Annotated in this window: 23 protein-coding genes; 16 read left to right on the forward strand and 7 right to left on the reverse strand. The window is 64.6% G+C overall.

Annotation, left to right across the window (positions count from 1 at the left end; genetic code table 11):
* Positions 1–13: 13 nt before the first annotated feature.
* From ACFVAE_RS09305 to ACFVAE_RS09315, 3 genes are all read right to left on the reverse strand, one after another.
* On the reverse strand, positions 14–727 hold the full coding sequence (locus ACFVAE_RS09305; protein ID WP_378890884.1) for an Asp/Glu racemase: 714 nt from the start codon (positions 725–727) through the stop codon (positions 14–16).
* Positions 724–2163: a dihydroorotase family protein gene (locus ACFVAE_RS09310; protein WP_378890886.1), complete on the reverse strand. Its 1440-nt coding sequence runs from the start codon at positions 2161–2163 to the stop codon at positions 724–726. Before ACFVAE_RS09310 ends, ACFVAE_RS09305 begins: the two co-directional genes overlap by 4 nt.
* A 79-nt stretch (positions 2164–2242) precedes the next feature.
* The gene (locus ACFVAE_RS09315) at positions 2243–2959 is read right to left on the reverse strand and encodes a GntR family transcriptional regulator (protein ID WP_378890888.1); all 717 of its coding nucleotides are present in this window, start codon (positions 2957–2959) and stop codon (positions 2243–2245) included.
* A 186-nt stretch (positions 2960–3145) separates the two neighbouring features.
* Here ACFVAE_RS09315 and ACFVAE_RS09320 point away from each other — a divergent pair, with 186 nt between their 5' ends.
* The 4 genes from ACFVAE_RS09320 to ACFVAE_RS09335 all read left to right on the forward strand — a co-directional run bounded on the left by ACFVAE_RS09320 (position 3146) and on the right by ACFVAE_RS09335 (position 6898).
* Positions 3146–4648 (forward strand): NCS1 family nucleobase:cation symporter-1, encoded by a 1503-nt coding sequence (locus tag ACFVAE_RS09320; RefSeq protein WP_378890890.1) that lies wholly within the window; start codon positions 3146–3148, stop codon positions 4646–4648.
* A gap of 28 nt (positions 4649–4676) precedes the next feature.
* Entirely contained in the window at positions 4677–5054 is a 378-nt protein-coding gene (locus ACFVAE_RS09325) for a gamma-glutamylcyclotransferase (RefSeq protein WP_378890892.1), read from the forward strand.
* Positions 5055–5473: 419 nt separating this feature from the next.
* A complete protein-coding gene (locus tag ACFVAE_RS09330; protein WP_378890895.1) occupies positions 5474–6253 on the forward strand; it encodes a hypothetical protein in 780 nt (259 codons plus the stop codon).
* A 204-nt stretch (positions 6254–6457) separates the two neighbouring features.
* A complete protein-coding gene (locus ACFVAE_RS09335) occupies positions 6458–6898 on the forward strand; it encodes a hypothetical protein (protein WP_378890898.1) in 441 nt (146 codons plus the stop codon).
* An 85-nt stretch (positions 6899–6983) separates the two neighbouring features.
* Here the strand turns inward: ACFVAE_RS09335 and ACFVAE_RS09340 are convergent, their stop codons facing one another.
* On the reverse strand, positions 6984–7280 hold the full coding sequence (locus tag ACFVAE_RS09340; RefSeq protein WP_378890901.1) for a hypothetical protein: 297 nt from the start codon (positions 7278–7280) through the stop codon (positions 6984–6986).
* 53 nt (positions 7281–7333) lie between these two features.
* On the opposite strand from ACFVAE_RS09340, the gene ACFVAE_RS09345 reads away from it, so the two are divergent.
* The 10 genes from ACFVAE_RS09345 (at position 7334) to ACFVAE_RS09390 (ending at position 19217) form a co-directional block, all read left to right on the forward strand.
* Complete coding sequence (locus ACFVAE_RS09345; RefSeq protein ID WP_378890904.1) at positions 7334–7915, forward strand: HNH endonuclease; 582 nt, start codon at positions 7334–7336, stop codon at positions 7913–7915.
* 659 nt (positions 7916–8574) lie between these two features.
* Positions 8575–9309: an SHOCT domain-containing protein gene (locus ACFVAE_RS09350; RefSeq protein ID WP_378890907.1), complete on the forward strand. Its 735-nt coding sequence runs from the start codon at positions 8575–8577 to the stop codon at positions 9307–9309.
* Positions 9310–9653: 344 nt separating this feature from the next.
* Positions 9654–10988 (forward strand): DNA (cytosine-5-)-methyltransferase, encoded by a 1335-nt coding sequence (dcm, locus tag ACFVAE_RS09355; RefSeq protein WP_378890910.1) that lies wholly within the window; start codon positions 9654–9656, stop codon positions 10986–10988.
* 9 nt (positions 10989–10997) lie between these two features.
* Positions 10998–12602, forward strand: coding sequence for an ATP-binding protein (locus ACFVAE_RS09360; protein ID WP_378890913.1), 1605 nt, complete (start codon positions 10998–11000; stop codon positions 12600–12602).
* Positions 12599–14734, forward strand: coding sequence for a Z1 domain-containing protein (locus ACFVAE_RS09365; RefSeq protein ID WP_378890916.1), 2136 nt, complete (start codon positions 12599–12601; stop codon positions 14732–14734). Before ACFVAE_RS09360 ends, ACFVAE_RS09365 begins: the two co-directional genes overlap by 4 nt.
* A gap of 91 nt (positions 14735–14825) precedes the next feature.
* Positions 14826–15734: a PD-(D/E)XK motif protein gene (locus ACFVAE_RS09370; protein ID WP_378890919.1), complete on the forward strand. Its 909-nt coding sequence runs from the start codon at positions 14826–14828 to the stop codon at positions 15732–15734.
* Between the two features lie 131 nt (positions 15735–15865).
* On the forward strand, positions 15866–16102 hold the full coding sequence (locus tag ACFVAE_RS09375) for a hypothetical protein (protein WP_378890922.1): 237 nt from the start codon (positions 15866–15868) through the stop codon (positions 16100–16102).
* A 30-nt stretch (positions 16103–16132) separates the two neighbouring features.
* Positions 16133–16459 (forward strand): nucleotide pyrophosphohydrolase, encoded by a 327-nt coding sequence (locus ACFVAE_RS09380; RefSeq protein WP_378890925.1) that lies wholly within the window; start codon positions 16133–16135, stop codon positions 16457–16459.
* Positions 16456–18165, forward strand: a complete 1710-nt coding sequence (locus ACFVAE_RS09385) for a DNA/RNA helicase domain-containing protein (protein WP_378890928.1) — start codon at positions 16456–16458, stop codon at positions 18163–18165. Before ACFVAE_RS09380 ends, ACFVAE_RS09385 begins: the two co-directional genes overlap by 4 nt.
* Positions 18166–18257: 92 nt before the next feature.
* Positions 18258–19217 carry a hypothetical protein gene (locus tag ACFVAE_RS09390; protein ID WP_378890931.1) on the forward strand — a complete coding sequence of 320 codons (960 nt, stop codon included), beginning with the start codon at positions 18258–18260 and terminating at the stop codon, positions 19215–19217.
* Between the two features lie 178 nt (positions 19218–19395).
* Here ACFVAE_RS09390 and ACFVAE_RS09395 read toward each other — a convergent pair whose 3' ends face one another.
* A complete protein-coding gene (locus tag ACFVAE_RS09395; RefSeq protein ID WP_378890934.1) occupies positions 19396–19941 on the reverse strand; it encodes a TetR/AcrR family transcriptional regulator in 546 nt (181 codons plus the stop codon).
* A 123-nt stretch (positions 19942–20064) separates the two neighbouring features.
* Between ACFVAE_RS09395 and ACFVAE_RS09400 the strand changes: the two genes are divergently transcribed.
* Positions 20065–21060, forward strand: coding sequence for an SDR family NAD(P)-dependent oxidoreductase (locus ACFVAE_RS09400; protein ID WP_378890937.1), 996 nt, complete (start codon positions 20065–20067; stop codon positions 21058–21060).
* A gap of 235 nt (positions 21061–21295) precedes the next feature.
* Here the strand turns inward: ACFVAE_RS09400 and ACFVAE_RS09405 are convergent, their stop codons facing one another.
* Entirely contained in the window at positions 21296–22147 is an 852-nt protein-coding gene (locus ACFVAE_RS09405) for an SDR family NAD(P)-dependent oxidoreductase (protein WP_378890940.1), read from the reverse strand.
* A gap of 233 nt (positions 22148–22380) precedes the next feature.
* On the opposite strand from ACFVAE_RS09405, the gene ACFVAE_RS09410 reads away from it, so the two are divergent.
* Complete coding sequence (locus ACFVAE_RS09410) at positions 22381–22704, forward strand: hypothetical protein (protein ID WP_378890943.1); 324 nt, start codon at positions 22381–22383, stop codon at positions 22702–22704.
* A gap of 6 nt (positions 22705–22710) precedes the next feature.
* Here the strand turns inward: ACFVAE_RS09410 and ACFVAE_RS09415 are convergent, their stop codons facing one another.
* On the reverse strand, positions 22711–23397 hold the full coding sequence (locus tag ACFVAE_RS09415; RefSeq protein WP_378890946.1) for a hypothetical protein: 687 nt from the start codon (positions 23395–23397) through the stop codon (positions 22711–22713).
* Positions 23398–23422 lie beyond the last annotated feature (25 nt).

Below are 23422 nucleotides of genomic sequence, written 5' to 3' on the forward strand. Positions count from 1 at the left end.
CCCACTGCGGCTCTCAGCCCGCGAGCGCCTTGCCCCACCGGGCATCCAGCCCCGCCGCGCCGATCATGTCGAGGCACTTCCAGAGGGTGACGGCGACCGAGTCGTAGACGCAGGCTTCGGCGCCGGCCTCCAGCGACTCGACGATCGGGGCGCCGTAGAGGTTGGTGCACAGCACGGCCGTGCCCTGCACGCCGGCGTCGAAGGTCTGCTGCACGAGCGGCGCGAGTTCTTCGGGCTGCACCCGCCCGAACGACTCGTTGTCGGAGAGGCCGAGGTGCCGCTCGACGGTGACCTCGAGGCCGTGCCGGGCGTACTCCGCCGCGACGCCGAGGTTCACGTCGGGGGTGTACGGCGTGACGAGGCCCAACTGGGTGACGCCGTTGCGCGCGAGCGCGTCGACGAGGGCGAGCGACGAGGTCGTCGTCGGGATGCCGGTGGCGGCGGTGATCGCGTCGGTGATGGCCTCGTCGTGCTCGAGCCCGAGCCACGACCCGGAGGTGCCGTTCCACGCGATGGCGTCGACCTTGGCGGTGGCGAGCAGCTTCGCGGCGTCCACCATGATCTGCTCGTCGAACTGCGCGTCGGCGTCGCCGTCGAGGGCGATGCGGGTGACCTCGATGCGGGCGAAGTGCACGGTGACGTCGGTGCGGTCGCCGAGCATCCGGTAGGTCTGAGGCTCGAGGCAGGTGTTCGACGAGGGCACGATCATGCCGATGCGCTTGCTCATGCGGACACCGCGTGGCGGGCCACAACCGACGCCGGTCGGGTGATGCCGGGCCGCTCCGAGAACGGCGCCTGCCCGATGTACCGGCCCACGGGGCCTGGATCGGCGAACTCACCGGCATCCACCACGACGTGTCCGCCGCTGACGACGTAGCGCGGCCAGCCGGCCAGCTCCATGCCGTCGAACGGCGAGAAGTCACTGTCCTGGTGCAGGTCGGATGCCCGGACGACCCGGCGTTCCTCGGGGTCGAACAGCACGATGTCGGCGTCGTTCCCGACGGCGACGGCGCCCTTGCGGTGCAGGCCGTTCACGCGGGCGGGGTTGGCAGAGAACAGGGCGACGAAGTCCTCGATGGGCAGCCCCTCCTCGACGACCATGGCGGTGTAGCCGGCCGGCATCCGGGTGCCGGCGCCGGGCAAGCCGTGCGGCATGTGGCGCACGTCGTCGCTGTGCTCGCGCTTCTGCGCGAGGTCGTAGCTGGTGTGGTCGGAGGAGAGGGTGTCGACCAGGCCGCGGTTCACCCGTGCGCGCAGCCCCGCGACATCCGAGGAGCTCCGGAACGGCGGGCAGCAGGCGAACTTCTCCGGCGCCAGTCCGGAGTACACCGACTCGTCGTGCAGCAGGTAGTGCGGGCAGACCTCCGAGAAGGCGTTCAGCCCGCGGCCGCGCGCCTCGGCGACGGCATCCACGGCGGCCGGCGTGGACTGGTGCACGAAGTAGACGGGGGCGCCGGTGTACTCGGCGACCGCGAGGATCTCGCGCACCGAGGCGTCCTCGGAGATCTCCGGTCGGGACTCGTGCAGATGCTCGATGCCGATCGCGCCGCGATCGGCGCACGCGGTGGTGCGATCGTGGATGATGCCGTCGTGCTCGGCGTGGATGTAGGCGAGGCCGTCGAGACGCACCATCTCGTGCAGCACGCGCACGATGGTGTCGTCGTCCGACATCGTGGAGCCGCGGTTGGTGGTGTACATCTTCACGGAGTGCACGCCGAGCTCGGCCATGCGCTCGAGCTGCGCCGAGGTGCTGTCGTCCCAGGTGATCACGGAGCCATGCAGCGCGACATCGCAGCGGGCGCCGTTCTCGGAGACGAGGTGGATCTTGCGCTCGAGGGCCTCGATCGGCGTCTGGCCGGTGCCGTCGGGGATGCCGAAGTCGATGATCGTGGTCGTGCCGCCGCGCAGTGCGGCCGAGGTGGTCGAGGCATAGGTGTCGAGCGACCGGTAGGCGCCCGTGGTCTGCTCGGCGTGGCAGTGCCCGTCCACACCGCCGGGGATGGCGACGAGTCCGTTCGCGTCGATGGTGCGGACGGCGTCGGGCACGACGGCATCCGGCGCGAGCAGCGCGGTGACGGTGCCGTCCTCGATTCCGATGGATGCGCGCACGGCGCCGTCGGCGTTGACGATCGTCGCGTTGGTGATGAGGAGGTCGAAGGTCATGGTGACTCCGCTCAGGTCAGATGGGGCTCCCGGCAGTGCGGCGATCGACATCGATCACCGCTTGGGATCCCAACTGACGTTAGCTGGCCGAATCGGCTGCGTCAACACCGGATGCCGGAGAACCGGCATCCTGCCCCTCGTCGAACAGGAACTTCATCGTGTAGGCGCGGTAGGCGAGCACATGCGAACGGGCAAGCGTCGCCGCCCACTCCCCGTCGCCCGAGGTGACGGCCTCCGCGATTCTGGCGTGCTCGTCGACCACGTACGACACATCCGAGACCTGCCGGAACAGCCAGTGCAGCCGCCCGACGACCGGGGCGAGCATCTGCTGCAGGGTGACGTTGCCCGAGAGCTCGAGCACCTCGTCGTGAAAGCGCGCATTGGCCTCGTGTGCGGCCTCGATGTCGCCGCGCGCCACGGCATCTCTGGCGTCGGCGATGGTCTGTGCGAGATGGTTCGGCTCGCCCGCCCTGATGCGGATCGCGGCCTCTCGGGTGGCCACCGATTCCAGTGCCTCGCGGATCGTGTAGAGGTCGAGCACCTGCTGCTTGGTGAGTGAGCTGACGACGAGCCCGCGCGACTCCAGCGAATCGACGAGCCCCTCCCGCTGCAGCACCCGCAGCGCCTCGCGCACCGGATGCCGCGACACCCCGAACTGCTCGGCGAGCTCACGCTCGACCAGGCGCTCGCCGTCGGCGAGCCGGCCATCGAAGATCTGCGCGCGGATCTCCTCGGCGACGATGTCTCGCATCGGCCTGTCGTTCTGGTACAGCCGCGTCGACGCGTTCTTCGACATGCCCCCACCTTTCCCTCCGTGATCCCAGATTATCCGTGCGATTTGGTTTGGGACCGTTGACACACATTTGGGATCCCGTTACTGTGTCGAAGCACGGGATCCCAAATGTGCTCCCGAGCCTCCGCACCGTCGCGTCAGACTTCCCGATCCGCGACGATGCATGATTGATGCAAAGGACGGACAAGGATGTCTCAGTCTTCACCCGCAGCCACCGACACCGCTCGGCCGCACGAGCGGTACAGTCCGCGGCTCTACAACGCCGACATCGCGCCGCGCGGTGCCGAAGGGCACTGGCGCACGTGGGATCTGTTCGCCTGGTGGATGTCGGCCTGGCACAGCCTCGGCAACTACACCGCTGCGGTCGGCCTGCTCGTGCTGGGCCTCATGGGCTGGCAGCTGGCGCTCGGCCTGTGCCTCGGCGTGTACCTGATCTACGTGGCGAGCAACATCATGGGCGTCGCCGGTCAGAAGGTCGGCGTGCCGTTCCCGGTGTTCGCCCGGGCGAGCTTCGGCGTGTTCGGTGCGAACGTGCCCGCCCTGCTCCGCGCCGTCGTGGCCGTCGCCTGGTACGGCATTCAGACGTACCTGGCATCCGTCGTGGTCATGGTGCTCGTGCTGAAGATCTGGCCGGAGGCCGAGTCGCTCACCGAGGGGAGCTTCCTCGGGCTGTCGCAGCTGGGCTGGTACTGCTTCCTCGGCATGTGGCTGGTGCAGCTCGCCGTGCTCTACAAGGGCATGGAGACGGTGCGCAAGCTGTCGGACTTCGCCGGACCGACCATCTGGATCGGCATGTTCGCCCTGGCGATCTGGACCCTCGCCCGCGCGGGGTGGAAGCTGGACTGGAACTACCACGTCGGCGATGCTCCCCTGGAGTTCTGGCCCGCCGTCGGCGCGATCCTCGCCGCAGCGTTCCTGCTGACCTCGAACCTCAGCGGCCCGATCCTGAACTTCGCCGACTTCACGCGGCTGTCGCCGAGCAAGAAGACGGTGATCAACGGCAACCGCCTGGGTCTGCTGGTCAACGGCGTCGCGTTCTGCCTGGTGTCGGTCGTGATCGGCCTGGCGGCGCTGGAGGTGTACGGCGAGGCGATCAACGACCCGACCGATCTGCTGGCCGACATCGACAACGTCACCATCCTGCTGCTGTCGATCATCCTCATCGCGATCGCCACCGCCGGTGCGAACGTCGTGCTGAACTTCGTCTCGCCCGCGTACGACTTCTCGAACATCGCGCCCAGCAAGATCAGCTTCCGGATGGGTGGTCTGATCACCGCCGTACTGGCCATCGCCATCACCCCCTGGAACCTGTACTCGTCGCCTGCCGTCGTGAACCTGTTCCTGGGCGGCATCGGCGCACTGATGGGCCCGCTGGCCGGCATCATCGCGGCGGACTTCTACCTGATCCGCAAGAAGATGGTCGACGTCGACAGCCTGTACAGCGACGACCCGAAGGGCCGGTACTTCTACGGCCGAGGCACGAACCTGAACTCAGTCATCGCGTTCGCGGTCTCGGGTGGCGTGGCCATCTGCATCGCCCTGCTGCCGCCCTTCGCCGCGATCGCGCCGTTCGCCTGGCCCATCGGCGCCGTCCTCGGTGTCGCGAGCTGCGTGATCGTCAACCGGGTGCGCCCCAACCTGGGCGCCCGCGTCGACGACCTGCGCTCCGAGTCGGTCGCCGAGCGCGTCTGAACCGTCTCCCCATAAGGAAGGTGAATCGATGAAGGTCAGGATGTTCGTGAACGGGCAGGCCATGTCGGGAGGGTCGCTCAACGACGCCCTCTCGGAGGCTCAACTGGTCGGGAGGTTCCGCACCGCGCCCCGGTACCGGTTCTTCAACGTGCGGGGCGAGTTCCCCGCGCTGTATCCGGTGGCGTCTGGCGGCGCGCAGGTCTCGGGCGAGATCTACGAGGTGGAGGATGCGGTGCTGCGCGACAGTCTGCTGCCCCGCGAGCCCCGCGAGCTGGAGCTGACGCTCATCGAGCTCGAAGACGGAAGCGGATCGCTGTGCATGAGGCTGCGCGAGGAGTGGCTCGGGCACGAGGATCTCACCGACATCAGCGAGCACGGAGACTGGCGGCTGGTGGGCGCCCGCTGACCGCCCGGGTGCCCGTCCGGAGTGATGCCCGGGTGGGTTGGGCCCGAACGGACCCCGTGACCGAGGAAGACCGGTTGCGGGGTCCGGTTATCGTGTTGTGACCAATTCTCCTTGCACCGCATATTCGGATGTCCGCGGCCTGCGATACTCTGGCGCTCAGCCGGTCCGCTCGGACCTCGGAGCAGCACATGACGCTCCGCGCATCGTGCCCTTGGGAGGGGGCACGCCCTGGGAGGGGGCCTATTCGTCGTGCGCGCGAAACCGGCGATCCTCGGCGACCGCCGTGGAATAGGCCGGTGCCCCCAGGCACCTCTTCGAAGGACACGCACATGTCGATCCCCAACGCTCCGAGTGACCCCGTTTCGCCGCAGCCGCCCGCGGGTGCGCCCCAGCCTCAGGCAGGTATGCCGCAGCCGCCTATGGCTCCTCCGCCTGCACCTGCCGGCGAGAAGAAGCTGAACGTCCTCGCCCTGGTGTCGCTGATCGTCGCGGTCGTGGGATTCATCTTCGCGTGCATCCCCGGCGCGCTCATCGTCGGTTGGGTGCTGTTGCCGATCGCGTTCGTGCTCAGCATCGTCTCGCTGTTTCTCAAGGGCGACAAGAAGTGGATGGGCATCGTCGCCCTCATCGTCTCGGTGGTCGGCACCATCGTCGGCTTCATCGTCTTCTTCACAGTCGTCGCGACCGCGTTCGACGACGCCTTCGGCGGGTCGGAGACGACCGTGACACAGCCGAAGGACGAGCCGGCCGACGACGCCGAAGAGAAGCCTGCCGAGTCTGCCGAGCAGGGCACGCGCGACAACCCGTACCCGCTGAAGTCCAAGATCAGCACCGATGACTGGACTGTCGTCATGAACAGTTACACGCCCGACGGCAACGCCGCCGTCGCTGACGGAAACATGTTCAACGACAAGGCGCCTGCAGGGTCACACTACGAGATCGTGAATTACACCGTCACGTACAACGGCGATGAGTCCGGCATGGCTGCCGAGGTGGGCGTGGACGTCGTGACCAGCGCTGGAAACGTCGTGAACAGCTACGACAGCCTGGCAACGCTGAAGGATCCCATCGGTCTGGACGAGCTGTACAAGGGTGCTTCGGCAACGGGCTCGGTCGCGTTCGTCGTGCCGGACGGCGAGACCGTGCTGATCCGTGTCCGTCCCGGCATGATCGCGGACGAGGTGTTCGTCAAGCCGTAAGGCTGAAGACCCGCAGAACCCCGCGATCGACGAGTTCGGTCGTGGGGTTCCACACGTCAGGACTCCGGGTGGAGCGTGATCGAGTGCGACGCATCGACCGCTGACTCCCAGGATCACCTCGCCGGAATGATGCACGGGTGGGGGCCGTTTTGTCGACCATGTCGGTCACCTCATTTAGCCTCAGCCACATCGGAGGTGATCACGATGACACACACCAATGGCACCGCGACTGAAGAATGGACGTTCGGTCGGTTTGTGCACGAGCACTCATCGCTAATCGCAGCGATCACGATGATGGTCGTTGGCGTGGTTGTACTGGTTTTCCCCAGCCCGCGCACTGCGCAAGAACTCCTCGCCTGGCTGGGCGCGGGGGTCGGAATCCTTTCAGGCGCTGCAAGCGTCATGCGTGTAATGGGCCACAGACATGTGCGTTGGCCCGAACCGACCCCAGAGCCGGACTACATCGACCGTCTCCCCGAATCGGAGTGGCGTGACCGAGAAATCGCGAGGCGCGACTACAACGACGCTCGCCAGCTTGCCGTCAAGTCGGGCTATGACCTGCTCGGCAAACTACTAGCCCTCGACGCAGCAGCCTTTGCCATCTTCGTTACCATCGTTCACTTCGCCCGTCTCAACGGTGGGTGAAGTGAGGCTCTAGGCGTTTGCTTCTACTTCCTCGCGACGGGGATATCGCCAGCGCTCAGTCTCGTCGATCTCGCTCAGCACCCGATCAGGTGAGCTTCTCGAACACCATGGTCGCCTGGATGCGGTCGCCGCCGCCGAAGCCGCTGCTGCCGGAGGATGCGGCACGGCAACCGTCCTCCATCGAGCGGGGTGCCCCAGGGGAAGAACCGGTCCGGCGCGATCGCGTGCGGGCAAGTCGATGGGTGGGTGCCCGCGGGTGCCGCCCTTCTTCCGAAGGGAGAGCACAGTGAACGCTCGGAATGAACACGACGACCGTGGCCTTGATGTCGATGGTTGGCCAATTGAGGAACGCCCGATCTTCATCGACGCGAGGACCGGTCATGTCCCGACCGGCCTCAAGCAGTCGCAGCTGTCGGCATCCGCGAAGATCAGATCATGACTTACCTGTCTCTGTTCGCCATGCCGAAGCCCGTGCGCATCACCGGCCGCAGCTCGAGCATCACGAACTCGTTCGTGAACGGCGTGATCCCGGTCGTGCTCCCCACTGACGAAGAGGTGCGCGATGCGCTGGAGATCCTCGGGATGCTGGATGCCGTCAACTGCGCATACTGTGGCGACACCAGCACGGAGTGGGATCACTTGCGTCCGCTGGTCGTCAAGCAGCGCCCCACCGGTTACATCTCGGAGATCCACAACCTCGTGCCTGCATGCGGGAAGTGCAATCAGAGCAAGGGCAACAAGAACTGGCTGACCTGGATGCGCAGCGGCGCTCGGCTCTCTCCCACCACTCGCGGGATCACGGGCATCGAGCAGCGCATCGCGCGGATCGAGGAGTACGAACGCCGAGGGAATCCGACGCGGATCGACTTCGAGTCCGCCGTCGGTTCCGCGCTGTGGGACCGCCACTGGGCCCATCACAAGCGATTACTTGAGCTGATGCGAGAGGCCGATGCGGACGCTCAGGAGATCAGGGCGTTGGTAGCCGCGGCGTATCGAGAACAACGAGAAGCGGACTGACAGACAGACCGATGAACCTCACTCCCGCACAGCTCGACCGCGCGATCGGCACCGTCCTCGCGTCCGCCGCCGGTGACGCGCTCGGTGCGCAGTACGAGTTCGGACCGTCGCTGCCCGACGACCTCGTCCCGCCGTTCCGCACCGGCGCTGTTCTCGATCGCCGGAGGAGTCTCTCGGTGGGAGCGGTGGCGACGGGCTCCTCTGGCTCACTTGAGGGTTCGCCGCGAGGCGCCGACGATGATTCCGCGCTCGGTGTGCTGGCAGGCTCGGAGTCGTCACCGCGGCTCAGGTTCACACCGATCACGATGACGATCGCGACGACCACGAGTACGCCGCCAAGGATCCTGACTAGCTTCCATTGGACTTTCGACTTAGCACGGCGGAAAACCAGCTCCGTTCGAATCGTGCCGGATTCTGGGTGACGAGTTCACAGCCGCCCTTCTCCCACTTCGAGATACTCGAGCTTTTCAGTGCCCCGAATGGTCTGCACGTTCTTCGCCTCGTATTTCACCGTCTCGGCCTCGTGGGCGCGCGTCAGTGCTCGTCATCGGGTCCTCCCTCCCCAGATCCCGGGAGAACAGATCACCGGGGGCATCGCGAGCATATTGGGCATCGGCCGCAGTCCAGGAAGATTCTGGGCATGATGATGCGGGTGTGTGGTGTCCGATATCGTCAGTTGTGAGGGACCGGAAAATGGAGGAAACATGGGCCTGTTTGACAAGGTGAAGGACGCTGCTTCGCAGGCGGCTCAGGCTGGCATGGACAAGGCTCGGTCCGTGGTGCCGGGAGCGGCGCCATCAACTGCTCCGGTCGCTGCCCCTGACGCCGCGCCTGTGGATGGGGCCGCCGCTGAGCCGCAGCCGATCATCGAGCTAGAGAGCCACATCGACGGCAAGAACGCCAAGGTCCAGCTGTGGCCTGACCGGCTGGAGTGGGAGCGCCCCCGCGGCGTCTCGGGTGGGAAGATCACCGCGGGTGTGCTGACTGGCGGGGCGTCCTTGCTCGTCACCGGCGTGAAGGGCGGTAAGGACGAGCACGACATGGTCATGCTCAAGCACGTCACCAACGTGACCAGCCGCAAGGACGGTCTGAAGTACTACGCAGTCGATGTGCAGGCCTCAGCGGGTGCCGTGGTCAACATGATCACCTTCCGCGTCAGTAAGGACGAGGCAGCACGGTTCCGGTCGGCGATCCTCACTGCGATGCAGGACCAGGAGGCCAAGACCTCTGCACCCGTCGTCGTACAGGCGGTGGTACCTGCCGCGGCGATGCCGTCGGCGACAGGGCCGGATCTCGCAGCGCAGCTGCAGCAGCTGGCATCGCTGCGTGATGCGGGTGTACTCACCGAGGAGGAGTTCGCGGCAAAGAAGGCGGACATTCTCTCCAGGATCTGACTGGGCGAAAGGGCACTGCAGTGCCGCCTTGGGCCCTGGTGCCTGGCTCCATCGACGGCTCTATCGCGCTCTACTCAGCGGGTCGGCAAGAGCTCATTAGATCCCATTGCGGGATGCTGCGCGAGCGGCCTGGGGAGAGAGCCTCGTGAGGCACCTGAAGCGGGCGGTCACTCAGGCATGACCAGATGACATCCGCGCCGAAGTTCTCCTTGAGTTGGCCAGAGTGGGACGCACGCCCTTCCACAAGTCCCGTCGATCTGTCGTACAGAGCCCGAGATTCTCAGTCGGGACGCGCCGCTAGCCACCTGCCTGGCGACGTCGGACGCCTTGGATAGCCTGTGGTTGTGCAGCACACACAAGCAACCGCCCCGTTCACGTTCGTGGACCTGTTCGCCGGCCTGGGTGGCTTCCACATCGCCCTGGAGAATCTCGGCGGCAAAGCCGTGTTCGCCGCCGAGTGGGATCCGACGCTCAACGCGCTCTACGAAGTGAATTTTGATCTGAAGCCGTGGGGCGACGTGAACGAACTCACCGACGTGGTGGGTCAAGTCCCTGAACACGACGTGCTTGCGGCCGGCTTCCCATGCCAGCCGTTCTCGAAGGCTGGCGAGCAATTAGGTTTCGAGCACACGCTCCAAGGACGATTGTTCTTCAAAGTTCTAGAAGTGCTCGACAAGAAGCGCCCCGATCGGTTTATTCTCGAGAACGTTCCAAATATCCTTCGGCACGATGGCGGAAAGACGCGGGAGAAGATCGAAGGCATGCTCCGAGATCTGAACTATGACGTGAAGATCGAACGCTTTTCGCCCCACGACTTCGGGATCCCGCAGGTCCGTGAGCGCGCCTACTTCGTTGGGTCCCAGCACGGACTTGCGCAGTTCGAGTGGCCGAAGAAGCATCCTGGGCCAACAGATATCACGGATGTTCTAGACCCCAACTCCAAACCACATCGGCCGGTGCCTGCCCAGACGATTCGCGCAATCGATATCTGGGATGACTTTCTCCGCTCATCCCCCGATCACGTAAAGCTCCCATCGTTCCCCATCTGGGCGATGGAGTTCGGCGCTACCTATCCGTATGAAGATGCAACGCCTGCCGCGCTTCAAGCTGAACTCGGCGCAAAGTCGCTCGACAAGTTCCGTGGAAGCTTTGGAGTGTCGTTGCGCGGCTATGACGAAGAAGCACAACGCGAACTGCTTCCCAGCCATGGGCGCAGGCTTGACTACCAGTTCCCGCAGTGGAAGGTCGCGTTCATCGCCCAGAATCGAGCGTTTTACAAGGCCAACAAGAGTTGGATCGACCCCTGGCTTCGTCGCTCTCGGCTCTGGGAGTTGCCGTCAAGCCTGCAGAAGTTTGAGTGGAACGCGCAAGGTGGTGAGAGATCCATCAACAACTATGTCTTACAGATTCGCGCGTCTGGCGTACGTGTAAAACGGACAAACACAGCTCCGAGTCTGATCGCGATGACCCACACTCAGGTTCCGATTCTCGGATGGGAGCGCCGCTACATGACCCCGCAGGAGTGCGCCCGCTTGCAGAGTCTTGACTCCATCAAGCTTCCTGACAGCGATCTCCAAGCTTACAAAGCGCTGGGAAATGCAGTCAACGCCAAGGTAGTAGAGGAAATTGCACGTCCACTACTTGCTGCAGCCAATCGTGATGTGGCAACGGCCGCGTAGAGAACACCCATGAGCGACACCCCCACCACCACGGGCGCCACTGACTTTGCGCCAGCGGTGAGCATCGTACCCGGTGTATCAATCTTGGGCGTGCTCAGCAATCTCAACTACGAGCCCTGGTACGCGCTTGCAGAGTACGTCGACAATGCCATTCAAAGCGCGAGCCGATCCTACGCTCGATTGCGTCAATTGGACCCCAATTACCAGCTCAATGTCGACATTGTGTACGACGAACACCAGGGTGGACGTATCGAGATCGTCGATAACGCAGGGGGGATCGCTCGCCGGGACTTCGATAGAGCATTCAAAGCGGCCGAGGTTCCCCCTGATCGGACAGGCCTTTCCGAATTCGGCATGGGCATGAAGAGTGCGTCGATTTGGTTCGCCAAGAACTGGCGTGTCGTCACCACCAGCGCTGGCGACCCGAACATCTATTCAATCGAATTCGATATGCAAGCAGTCCTTCAGGACAAGGTTGAGCGCCTTGATGTCACGGCGGCAGCCGCAGATGTCGATAGTCACTTCACGCGCATCGAACTTTGGAACCTCAACCAGTTCCTCCGGGGACGCACGCTAGGCAAAGTACGCGACCACCTCCGCGAGATCTATCGTGCGTTCCTCCGTGACGACACTCTTGTACTTTCCGTGGCTGGGCAGAACATGGAGTTCATCGAGCCAGACGTGTTACGCGCTCCGGACTATCGCACGACATCAGCCGACGGGGACTCGGACGTCGCGCTGGAGTGGCACAAGCACATCGATTTGCACCTCGATGAAGGCGTACGCATCAAGGGATGGGCTGCGATTCGCGCTGAGGGCAGGACGAACAGCAATGGTTTGTCGCTCTTCCGTCGTCGGCGCGTGATAGTCGGGACAGGGGACACCCCATATCGTCCCGCGCGCATCTACGGTCAAGGCAACTCCTATCGGTCTCAGCGTCTGTTCGGCGAACTCGAAGTCGAGGGCCTTCCGGTGAGCCACACGAAGGATGGCTTCCAGTGGCAGGGGCTCGAAGAGGAGTTCCACGAGAAACTCCGAGAGGCACTCGACGAGGAACCCCTTCCACTCCTCAAACAGGCCGAGCACTATCGTGCGCGCCAGGCCAGCCGTGCTGAGCTCAGGCGGATCCGCGCCGCGACCGAGAACACAGCAGAGGTTGCCGAGCACTCGATACCGCCTGTCCTCCACCAAGTTGTTGAGGAAGCCGCAACGCCGGCTCCGCCGACGCAAGTTTCCGCAAGACCGGACACCACTTCACATGATGTAACGCAGACGTTCACGTTCCAACACGATGATCGCGCTTGGACGGTCACGATTACGGCGGGAAGCCGTGCGTCAGAGAAGGACTGGCTAGTGCGTCACGTTGATATTGAGGCGGGCAGCGGAAATGTCACGGCGCAACTCCTGTTAAATACTGGGCATCCGTTCCTGAAGCAGTTCGCCCTCGGCAGTTCTGACGCACTCGAAGCTGTGTTTCGAGTCGCAGTTGCGATGGTTGTCACCGAAAGCCTGCAGACGACTGCGGGTGACGGCGAGAGCGCTGCGAAGTTTATGCGTCAAGTCAACTTGCTGCTCGGCGCAGCACTGTCCAAGCGACTAAGGAGTGACCCGTGACCGGTAGCGTCCTGACCCCAGAACCTCACCTCGGCAACAGCCAACTCGTCGTTGGCGATACCTTCACGGGCTTCCTTCAGGAGGTCGTAAACGAGGACGCCCGTGACTCCATTCGTGCGAGCGCCATCAGCGTTCTGGATGGCGCGTTGACCGCAGGCCCCGGTTCGACTGGGTTGGTGGTCGGTAGAGTTCAGTCGGGCAAGACACTCTCATACGAAGGTGTAATCGCGCTCGCTCGCGACAACGGCTTCTCGCTGGTGATCGTGATCAGCGGAATCTCCAATCCGCTTCTCGCACAGGGGGAGCGCCGGCTCAAGGGCGATCTCGGCAACGCTGACAAGGACGGATGGCTCTTCGCTGTGCCAAACGACAAGCAGCAGTCCTTGCAGCAGATCGGGCAGGCACTTCAGAACGTCCAAGCGAACTGGAGCAAGTCATCGACTCCGAAGGCATACAAGCAAACGGCAGTCGTCGTACTCCTCAAGCACCACGGCGGCATCCTCAATCTCACCGGCCTCTTCGACGGGGTTGACTTTGAGGGCCAGCGGGTGCTCATTGTCGATGACGAGGCTGACCAGGCTAGCCTGAATACCCAGGCCAAGAAGGGGAAGCAATCAGCGACTTACGGCAATCTGCTCGCGCTCCGCGACGCGCTTCCCGGGCACTACTACCTGCAATACACTGCCACTCCCCAAGCACCACTCCTTATTGCCATCGATGACGCTCTCTCGCCTGATTTTGTCCGCGTACTGGAGCCCGGTAGCGGTTATACAGGGGGTGACCGGTATTTCGGGTCCACGAACAGTCTGGTAAAGACCATCAGCGCACAGGACTTGGCCGCGGCTGATCATCCTAACGGGCCGCCACCCGAGGGGCTTCGTCAGGCGATGCTTGAGTTTCTCATTGGCGCGGGGCACGTTGTGACCAGTGGAAAGCCAAAGACACGGTCGATGCTTGTCCATCCTTCTCGCCAAAAAGATGCTCACGCCGACTTCGTGCGCTGGATCTCCGGCATGAGGAAGGACTGGCAGGACAAGTACGAGCACCAGGATGAGGTTTTTCCCGTCAACCTTCAGCAAGAGTTCCGTAAGGCCTGGGATGGTCTCGCCGCGACTTTCCCGTCCATCGCGCCATTCGACGAATGCTGGGCCGCGCTGGACGTCGTGTTCAGGAATCTCAACATCGTCGAGGTGAACACACGACAAGGACAGACGCCGGTCATCAACTGGAGCCCGACTCAGTCCTACATCCTGGTCGGTGGACAGGCGATCGACAGAGGGTTCACCGTGGAGGGACTCACTGTCACCTACATGCCTCGAGGCCCCGGGACCCGAACCGCCGACACCGTACAGCAGCGCGCGCGGTTCTTCGGCTACAAGGCCTCCTACCTCGGGCTCTGTCGCGTGTACCTCGAATCCGACGTCCGGGATGACTTTGAAATGTACGTGGAACACGAGAAGGACATGCTCGCTTCGCTCCATGACATCGAGGCCGGCAACGAATCGCTCAAGGAATGGAAACGACAGTTCCTTCTCGACAACAGGATGAAGGCAACCCGCGCTTCCGTTATCTCCATCCCAATGATCCACGTGAAAGCCAAGGACCGGTGGATCTCGGACACGAAGCCCGTCCGGGATGATGCGCTTCCTCTCGAAAATGCGCGCGCACACGCTGTGGAAGCCCTCGAGGGCGTCGAATGGACGGCCACCCCTTACGGCCACCGCGTCGGTTACACAACACTCGCCAATGCCCTTGAACTCCTCGTCCAAACAAGCCCAGAGTCGTGGCTCGCGGAGCCAAACGTGCAGGCGGTCCTCCTCAATCTCTCGAAGCTCCAGGACGACGAACCAACTGAGGCTGCGGTACGCGTGGCTTGGATGCGACCTGGCGGGGAGCTCGCTCAACGCCAAGTCACCAGCGACGGTGCTATTCAACTTTTCCAGGGCCGCAACTCATCGGGGTACTACGGTGACCGTGAGGAGTTCGATCCGAGCGCGCCCTTGACAATCCAGTTGCATGTGGTGGAAGTCGTTGAGCGAGGAACTAAGCGGCCACTCGGCCAGCACCTTGTCACTGCCTGGCGAATCCCCGAGGAGTCCCGCGTCGGCTGGCTCATCGAAGTCGGAACATGAGATGAGTTGGAACTCGCGTGCTCTCATCGGTGCGTTTCTTCGGGCCCAAGCGCGCATTGCGGGGTCTAAGCCGCCGCCACGGGTGCTAGTCGTGGAACCCCTCGACCCGGACCGCACGTTCTTCGCGGCCGTCGACTCCGAGTACTCCTGGACTCTCGTGGTGCGGGCTCGAGAGTCCGTTCGTCCGATGCCCGCCCTTCGACTCAGCCTTTTGTCCGCGGACTATGGCGCGACGTATGAGCTACGGGAAGAGGGCCATACCAACCTTCTCCGTGTCTGTACCGTTCGCTGTATCTCGCCTGACCCCGAGGTACGAAATCTCTTCGCGACAGTCTGTGCTGCGCTTCTCGCTCAGCTTCCCACAGATCCCAGTGATGCCGAAGTTGAGAAGGAAGTAGGCAATTGGGTCTCCCTCTTCTGGCGCCTGCAAATGCCAGCTCGCACCACCGTGATTGGCTTGATCGGCGAACTCACCCTCTTAGACAGTGTTCCTCACCTTGAGAAATGGGTGCGCGCTTGGCACCTCGACCCAACTGACAATCTAGACTTCGCCTTCATGAACCCGAGGCTGTCAGTCGAAGTCAAAGCAACCTCGAGCCAGCAAAGAGTTCACGACTTGTCAATACATCAAGCTGTTCCACTAGTCCCTGACGACCACTTCTTCGCGTCCGTGATTGTTGAACTGCGCAACTCTGGAGTTCGCGTCGGTGACGTCGTCGGCGAACTCAGCAGTCGTCTCGCCGAGCGACCAGAAGGTGATCTACTGTGGCGCTCGGTCGCCGCAATATGCGGCGCATCACTTGATGAGTTCTTCGACGTTCGCTATATGCGAGATGATGCTCGCAGCAGCCTCCAGTTCTACGCCGCGAACACGGTACCTCGGCCGTCGATTGAGTTTCCGCTGCCCTCAGGTGTCTCGGGGCTTCACTTCCGGTCTGACTTCTCATCGGTTCTCCCCGCAGATGCCACGAAAATCATCGCCGTCGCGCCCGACCTTTGAGGCGGACTCACGTTTGCGCGACAGTACCATCCACTCTCGATGGTCGCGCGTCTGCGCCAGCTATGAATCGAACAGTGGCGCAAGGACCGCGGGGCTGCAGGAAAACCCAGACTCTCCGGTAGATTTGCTGCATGGCCAAGCTTAGACGCTTCATCAAGGGTGATATTGACGCCAAGGCACCCCGAACCGAGGTCGATGGCTACTTCACCGAAGTCCACGCAAACGACGGCACGCTGCTCCTATACCTCTATAACTTCTCCAAGGCGGGGCCAAAACCCGGTGCCACCCCCACTCAAAGCTTGCATTTCGATCGTGAATCGGCGACGGCCTTCAAGAAGGTCCTAGAGGACACTTTCGGACCGCTGTAGCACGCTCGCCTCCCTGATACCCTCCCTCCCATGCCGTCGAAGCAGACCATAGACGCCCTCCGCGCGTTCACCGCCGAACGCGATTGGGCGCAGTTCCACTCTCCCGAGAACCTCGCGAAGAGCATCGCGATCGAGGCTGGCGAGCTGCTCGAGTGCTTCCAGTGGAGTGCGGAATTCGACAAGTGCGAGGTCGAGGACGAGCTCGCCGACGTCGTCACCTACTGCATCCACCTCGCCGGCGTCCTGGGCGTCGATCTCGACGAGATCGTGCTGCGCAAGCTCGAGCAGACCCGCACGAAGTACCCGGTTGAGAAGGCCCGCGGCCGGAGCACCAAGTACACGGAGCTCGAACCGTGACCAGCATCCGTCACGTCGCGTTCAACCGCACCGACGTCGATGACTGGGCGAAGACAGATCAGCAGCACACGAACTGGCCCGTCGTCTACCTGCTCGACGGCAAGCGCAAGCTCTACGTCGGCGAGACCGTCAGCGCGCACAACCGGATCCGGCAGCACCTCGACGGTCCGAAAAAAGACGCCGGACTCGAGAGCATCCGCGTCGTCGTCGACGACAAGTTCAACAAGTCGGTCTGCCTCGACCTCGAGTCGCACCTGATCCGCTGGTTCCACGGCGACGGGCAGTATGAGCTTCTCAACGGCAACGACGGCCTCACCGACGCGCAGTACTACGACCGCGAGCTGTACCGGGAATCGTTCCGCGACGTCTTCGAAGCGCTCCGCTCCGAGGGGCTGTTCTCGCGCAGCATCCCGCAGATCGAGAACTCCGACCTGTTCAAGTTGTCACCCTTCAAGGCTCTCAACAGCGATCAGGCCATCGCCGTCACCGACATCGTCGAGGGGCTGCTCGAGGATCTGCAGCATCCCAACATCCGATCGACGCTCGTCGTGCAGGGCGACCCCGGCACGGGCAAGACGATCATCGCGATCTTCCTGATGAAGCTGCTCGCCGACATCCGCGATCATCGCGCGCACGACGACCTCGAGCCCGACTCGATGTTCACCGAGTTCTTCGTGCCCGAGAACAGTGAATTGCTGCGCGACCTGCGCATGGCCCTCGTGATCCCGCAGCAGGCGCTGCGGGAGTCGGTCAAGGAGGTCTTCAAGAAGACCCCGAAACTCGACCCGAAGATGGTCATGACACCGTTCCAGCTCGGCGAATCGGAAGTCGAGTACGACTTGGTGCTCGTCGATGAGACCCACCGCATCGGGCAGCGCGCGAACCAGGCGTCCGGCGTGCAGAACAAGAAGTTCACCGAGATCAACCGCGCACTGTTCGGGGACGACGACCCGAAGCACACGCAGCTCGACTGGATCAAGGCACGCAGCCGGCACCAGCTGCTGCTCGTCGACGGCGCGCAGAGCGTGCGCCCGCACGATCTGTCACCGGCGACATTGGATGCCGAATTGCGAGGTGCGCGGGATGCCGGCCGTTACTACCGGCTCAGCACCCAGATGCGCGTGCGTGCCGGGGCCGACTACGTCGAGTTCGTCCGAGGGATGCTGCGCAGCGAGGACCCGGCCCGGCCTGACCTTGGCGAGTACGACCTGCGACTGTTCGACGACGTCGGCGAGATGCGCGCAGCGATCCGTGCGCGAGACGCCGAGGCGGGGCTGTCACGGATGGTGGCGGGGTACGCCTGGGACTGGGTGTCGAAGAACGACTCGGCCGCATATGACATCGAGATCGACGGCGAGCGGATGCGGTGGAACAGCACCGACAAGGACTGGATCAACTCCCCCGGCTCACTCGACGAAGTCGGATCGATCCACACGGTGCAGGGCTACGACCTGAACTACGCCGGCGTCATCATCGGGCCGGATCTGCGCGTCTCAGGCGGCGCGATCGTCGCCGACTGGGACGCGTACCGCGACAAGAAGGGCAAGGAGAACACCGGGCATCTGAAGGGCTCGTTCGGGGAGGACGAGCTGCTCGTGTTCATCCGGAACATCTACGGCGTGCTGCTGACGCGCGGGATCCGGGGGACGTATGTGTACGTGTGTGATGAAGGGTTGCGGGAGCGGGTGCGGGCGCTAGTCAGCTGAACTTAGTCGGGCTGTTGCGCAGATATCCATCGGGCCGAGCTGTCGGCGGGGGGGGGACTGCGGGGTGGTGCTACCTCACATTCAGTCCCCTCATGCATCAAGCCACTGCGAGCCGAGCGGTGTCGGCGACGCTCGCTACGCTGGTGGTTATGGGGGAATCAGAACAGTCGGTCATCACCTGGGTAGTGTCGGCCGACCAAGTGACTTACTGGATGCATTACGCCGACCATTGTGAGTTCACACCCTTCCAACGCCAGGCTGCGCGCCATCTCCGTGAATGCATGTATCGACTGCTTCGGCATCGGGATCAGGCAGAAGCCGCGCGGAAGAACTTCACTACGAATACGATTACCGGCCTGACCCAACCGTCGGCGGAACAGCGAATGCAGTTCCACGACGCGACGTTGCAGTTCTTCCAGACCTATTACGGGACGCTGTCGGCGTGGTCCAGTCTGCTCGTGCGAGTTGCCAGCAATCTGCGCCTGAATCTGCCCTCGACCAACAGCATGAAGAGTTTCATCCAGTGGCTGGGAGGGCGGTCGGGATGGCTGCCCATAGCGGAGTCTCGACTTGAGGTCATGGAGACGGCGCGCCAGTTCCGCGCGTTGTTCGACCACCCCGGCCAGTTCCAGCCTTTCGAATGGGACATCTTCGAGGATGAACCAGGCTTCGTCGAACGCGTCCGCCTGTACGGCCCAACCCGCGGAGCGCCTCCCGAAGGAGCGTTGCCACGGTCTGGCCCTCTTGCCGAACAGGATGGATGGTCGTTCATCGCACCGGGAATGTTCGATGTATCCAACGCCATAGCCGAACTCATGAGTCACTTCATGCCGTTCATCGCAAGTGAATTGCCACTCCCTGACGATGCGCCCGTCACGTGCCCCGACTTCGAATGGGAGCGCGAGTGGAATGGCGACCGAGCCGTGTATTCGGAACCGTCGTCAATCTACCTCCCGGAGAGCCAGAAAGTGAACCCTGTTAGTGGCAACCCGTTGGAGTTCCCGTCCCAATCGAAGGGCATCGCGAGATGCCCAATAACCGGCGCAAATTGACCCTGCGCGGACTTCGACTGGCTCCCGCCTCTGACGACGTGGCAGCGAACTATCCAGGAAAGCTCTGGGCCGGCTTGACCGCGAATCAATTCTCCGAAACGATGCAAGCCGACGCCCCGGAGCGGTGCACCGCCACCTGGCATAGGGCTCTACTCGCTACTCACGCGCTGAGTCCGGCTCAGGCCTCGATCCCCCGCAGGATCACATCGACCATCCCGTCGACCTTCCCGGCATCCATCGGCCCGCCCACCAGGGCCGAGTAGGAACCGATCGCGATCAGCTGGTCGGCCACGACCGCGGCATCCACGTCCGCCCGCACGTCACTGGCATCCACTGCCTGAACCAGCCGCATCGACGTCCACTCGCGCAGCGGCGCCGCCAGGCGCGCGTTGAGCTTCAGGCCGAGGTCGGCATCCGTCGCGGTCACCTCGATCAGGGCGCGCGCCAGCGCGACGGCATCCGGGCTCTGAGCCGAGAGCACGGCGCGCAGGTCGGCGCGCAGATCGTCCGTTACGGGCAGTTCGAACGCGGGCAACTCTCCCTCGAGCAGCGCCTCGCCGAGGATCGCGGCCTTCGACGGCCACCAGCGGTAGATCGTCTGCTTCGAGACCTCGGCTTCGAGAGCCAGGCCCTCGATCGTGACGTCCGCATACCCGGAAGCAAGGGCGCGACGCATCGCCGCCAGCACCGACTGGCGGGCTTTCTCACTGCGAGGACGGGCCACGCTCACAGATTAGCGCCACCCTCTGGAATAACGAGACGGTGCGTTGCATTATTAGTAGTGAGCGGGTTGGACGCCCTTCGTCTCGCTTCGCTCGCTCAGGACCCGGAGCAACTAGGAGACAAAATGGCACTCACCGCACACTCCACCATCGGCGACTGGCTGAACGACCCGACGGGCAGCGAGCTCATCAAGGGCCTGCTCGCGCAGTCGGGCGGCGACCCGTCGCAGCTCACCCCCGTGCTCGGCCTGCCCCTGCAGCAGCTCGTCGTCATGAGCCAGGGCGCCATGCCGCAGTCCGTCGTCGACGACCTGGTGCGCGCCGCCAACGGCGGAGAGATCCCCGCCGACGACGACACCGCCGGCTGGACCGAGCAGATCACCTCCGGACGCTTCGCCGGCAAGACCGTGATCGTCACCGGCGCGGCATCCGGAATCGGCAAGGCCACCGCCTCGCGCATCGCCCGCGAAGGCGGCCGCGTGATCGCCGCCGACATCTCGGCCGACAAGCTGGATGCCCTGGCGGCAGAGCTCCCGGGCATCGTCACCGTCGCCGGAGACCTCACGCAGCAGGCATCCATCGACGCCGTCATCGCCGCCGCCGGCGAGCGCATCGACGGACTCGCCAACGTCGCCGGCATCAACGACGACTTCTCGCCCGCCGGCGAGACCCCCGACGCCGTCTGGGACCGCGTCATCGCGATCAACCTCACCGCGCCGTTCAAGCTCATGCGCGCGGTGCTGCCAATCATGGAGGCCGCCGGCCGCGGCGCCATCCTCAACGTCTCGAGCGAGGCCGGCCTGCGCGGCAACGCCTCGGGCAACGCCTATACCGCCAGCAAGCACGGCATCATCGGCGTCACCAAGTCGGCCGCGTTCATGTACGGGCCCAAGGGCATCCGCGTGAACTCCGTCGCCCCCGGCGGCGTCGCCACTGGCATCCCGATGCCGCCGAACATGTCGGAAGCCGGCTCGGCACGGCTCGCGCCGTTCCAGCAGGCGATCCCGACCGTCGCCACGGCCGAGCACCTCGCCGCGTCGATCACGTTCCTGCTCTCGGACGACGCCGTCAACATCAACGGCGCGATTCTCGCGTCGGACGGCGGATGGTCGGTGCAGTAAGCACCAGCTCGGATGTTGTGAGACGAGACGCCCCTGGGGAACTGGGGGCGTTTCGACGTCCCGGGTCCTGAGCGCGCGGAGCGAGACGAAGGGCGCCCTTCGTCTCGTCGCTGGCGCTCCTCGCTCAGGGTGCGGGACGGTGACGGGCGCCCTTCGTCTCGTCGCTGGCGCTCCTCGCTCAGGACCCGGGGCGGGAGGCACGGGCGCCCTTCGTCTCGTCGCTGGCGCTCCTCGCTCAGGGTACGGTGGCGGCGAGCTCCCGGAGCCGGCGCCCTGCGGCCGGGTCGCGCAGCGCCCGGAACAGCGGACGCTCCCGCGGAGCACCGGCCAGCCCGAACCATCCACCCGGCGCGAAGAAACTCCCCGGCGCGGCATCCTGCTCCAGCGCCATCAGCGCGGGCAGCGCGCCCTGCGCCGGACTGTTGCCCGGCACCCAGCGCAGCCAGCGCTCCTCACCACCGGGCAGCCGGCTGCGCAGCGTCGGCGCGATGTGCGTTGCCGGCGCGACACCCGGATGGCACAGATTCACACTGATGCCATCGCTGCGCCGCGCGAGCTCCAGCGCCCACAGGCCCAGCGCGCGCTTCGATCCGGCGTACGCGCGCCATGCGCTGTACCGTCGCTCGCCCTCGAGGTCGTCGAGCCTGCCGCGGGTCGCCGCGATGCTCACCTGCACAGCGACGCGGGCGTGCGCCGCGACGAGCAGCGGCATCAGCTCACGCGTGAGCACCGCGTGCCCGAGGAAGTTCGTCTGCAGATGCAGCTCGTGCCCGTCCACCGTCACGTGCCGAGTGCGGTCGCCGAGCAGCACGATCCCGGCGTTCATCACGAACAGGTCGATCGGGGCGGCATCCTCGCGCAGCTTCGCGCCGAGCGCGGCGATCGTGCCGAAGTCGGCCAGATCGAGATCGCAGATCTCGAGGGCGGCATCCGGAACCGACTCACGGATGCTGCGCACCGCCGCATCCCCGCGGGCGCGATCGCGCACGGGGAGGAGCACATGCGCGCCGTCTGCGGCGAGCGCCCGCGCGATCTCCAGACCGATGCCGCCGCTCGCTCCGGTGACGAGAACGCGGGGAGAAGGCATGGAGACAGCGTGGCACCATCTTGAGCGCTGGGCGAAGATGTGCGCGTCCTTCGTCACTTCGTCTCGCTGCGCTCGCTCAGTACGACGCTCGCTTCGCTCGCTCAGGAGCCGGGGAGCGGGGCGTCCTTCGTCACTTCGTCTCGCTGCGCTCGCTCAGTACGACGCTCGCTTCGCTCGCTCAGGATCCGGGGATCCGGGGATCCGGGGATCGGAGCGTACGAGACAATGGCACCATGACCCAGCGCACCGTGATCCTGCACGTCTCCGACCGGCCGGAAGACATCGTGCGCGCCGTCGGCATCGCGAACACCCTGCACGCGGGGCGCCCCGACACCGGCATCCGGATCATCGTGAACGGTCCCGCCATCCCGGGCGTCGCCGCGGGCGCGGCTCCGCTGCCGATTCCGGATGCCGCCACGATCGAGGCCTGCGAGGGCGGGCTGCGCGGGCACGGCATCCCCGTCGACGCACTGCAGCCGGGCATCCTCACCGTGCCGGCCGCCGTGGTCGCGCTCAGCGATGCGCAGTTCGACGGGGCGGCCTACATCCGCATCTGACTGGGGCTATCCCTCGACAAGCGGCGAGCCCTGACGCTTCGCGCGATACCCGTCCGCGGCCGGAACCCAGCGCTTCCAGTGCTTCTCCGACAGCGCGAACGGCAACTGCTGCTGCAGGTGCTGCGCCGCGGCCGCGAGGCGCCCGTCGCCGGGCAGGCTGACGAACAGCGAGAGCCTCGCACTGTGCTGCCCGAGCGAGACCCGCGTCGACACCGCACCTAGCGGGGTCCGATAGCCGTCCACGACGAACCCGCCGCAGGCGTCCGGCGACACCCCGGCGTATCCGTGGCCGGTCTCGGGATCGCGCGCGACACCCGACACGGTGCCCATGAGCGTCACGCGCACGTGCGGGGGCGCCTTGAGCTCGGGCGAGCGCTTCACATCGAGCAGGGCCAGGGCGTCGTCGAGTTTCCGCTCGGGAACGTTCCAGCCGTCGATCACCGTGTCGCGCGAACTGCGGTTGCCGAGAGCGCCCACGATCGCCTGCTCGATCGGGCTCGCCTCCGTCGGCCGTGCGGAGAAGATCGCCGTGAGCTTCCACCTCACCGCGGCATCCGTCACCACGGACGCCGCGAGGAACTCCTCGAACTGGGCGAAGCCGCGTGCCGCCTGACGGGTGCCCATCGAGTGAGCGCCGCCCTTCGAGATCGGCAGTCCGTCGTACGTCACGATGTCGATGTTCTCCCCAGCCATGCGAGTGACGCTATCAGCGCGATCG

The sequence above is a fragment of the Microbacterium sp. NPDC057659 genome (assembly GCF_042799915.1).
In the GTDB taxonomy this organism is placed as follows: domain Bacteria; phylum Actinomycetota; class Actinomycetes; order Actinomycetales; family Microbacteriaceae; genus Microbacterium.

Excerpts from the sequence above, each read along its gene's own strand:
- ACFVAE_RS09305 (WP_378890884.1), bottom strand. The coding sequence starts at position 727 with ATGAGCAAGCGCATCGGCATGATCGTGCCCTCGTCGAACACCTGCCTC.
- ACFVAE_RS09310 (WP_378890886.1), bottom strand. The coding sequence starts at position 2,163 with ATGACCTTCGACCTCCTCATCACCAACGCGACGATCGTCAACGCCGAC.
- ACFVAE_RS09315 (WP_378890888.1), bottom strand. The coding sequence starts at position 2,959 with ATGTCGAAGAACGCGTCGACGCGGCTGTACCAGAACGACAGGCCGATG.
- ACFVAE_RS09320 (WP_378890890.1), top strand. The coding sequence starts at position 3,146 with ATGTCTCAGTCTTCACCCGCAGCCACCGACACCGCTCGGCCGCACGAG.
- ACFVAE_RS09325 (WP_378890892.1), top strand. The coding sequence starts at position 4,677 with ATGAAGGTCAGGATGTTCGTGAACGGGCAGGCCATGTCGGGAGGGTCG.
- ACFVAE_RS09330 (WP_378890895.1), top strand. The coding sequence starts at position 5,474 with ATGGCTCCTCCGCCTGCACCTGCCGGCGAGAAGAAGCTGAACGTCCTC.
- ACFVAE_RS09335 (WP_378890898.1), top strand. The coding sequence starts at position 6,458 with ATGACACACACCAATGGCACCGCGACTGAAGAATGGACGTTCGGTCGG.
- ACFVAE_RS09340 (WP_378890901.1), bottom strand. The coding sequence starts at position 7,280 with ATGACCGGTCCTCGCGTCGATGAAGATCGGGCGTTCCTCAATTGGCCA.
- ACFVAE_RS09345 (WP_378890904.1), top strand. The coding sequence starts at position 7,334 with ATGACTTACCTGTCTCTGTTCGCCATGCCGAAGCCCGTGCGCATCACC.
- ACFVAE_RS09360 (WP_378890913.1), top strand. The coding sequence starts at position 10,998 with ATGAGCGACACCCCCACCACCACGGGCGCCACTGACTTTGCGCCAGCG.
- ACFVAE_RS09375 (WP_378890922.1), top strand. The coding sequence starts at position 15,866 with ATGGCCAAGCTTAGACGCTTCATCAAGGGTGATATTGACGCCAAGGCA.
- ACFVAE_RS09380 (WP_378890925.1), top strand. The coding sequence starts at position 16,133 with ATGCCGTCGAAGCAGACCATAGACGCCCTCCGCGCGTTCACCGCCGAA.
- ACFVAE_RS09390 (WP_378890931.1), top strand. The coding sequence starts at position 18,258 with ATGCATCAAGCCACTGCGAGCCGAGCGGTGTCGGCGACGCTCGCTACG.
- ACFVAE_RS09400 (WP_378890937.1), top strand. The coding sequence starts at position 20,065 with ATGGCACTCACCGCACACTCCACCATCGGCGACTGGCTGAACGACCCG.
- ACFVAE_RS09405 (WP_378890940.1), bottom strand. The coding sequence starts at position 22,147 with ATGCCTTCTCCCCGCGTTCTCGTCACCGGAGCGAGCGGCGGCATCGGT.
- ACFVAE_RS09410 (WP_378890943.1), top strand. The coding sequence starts at position 22,381 with ATGACCCAGCGCACCGTGATCCTGCACGTCTCCGACCGGCCGGAAGAC.
- ACFVAE_RS09415 (WP_378890946.1), bottom strand. The coding sequence starts at position 23,397 with ATGGCTGGGGAGAACATCGACATCGTGACGTACGACGGACTGCCGATC.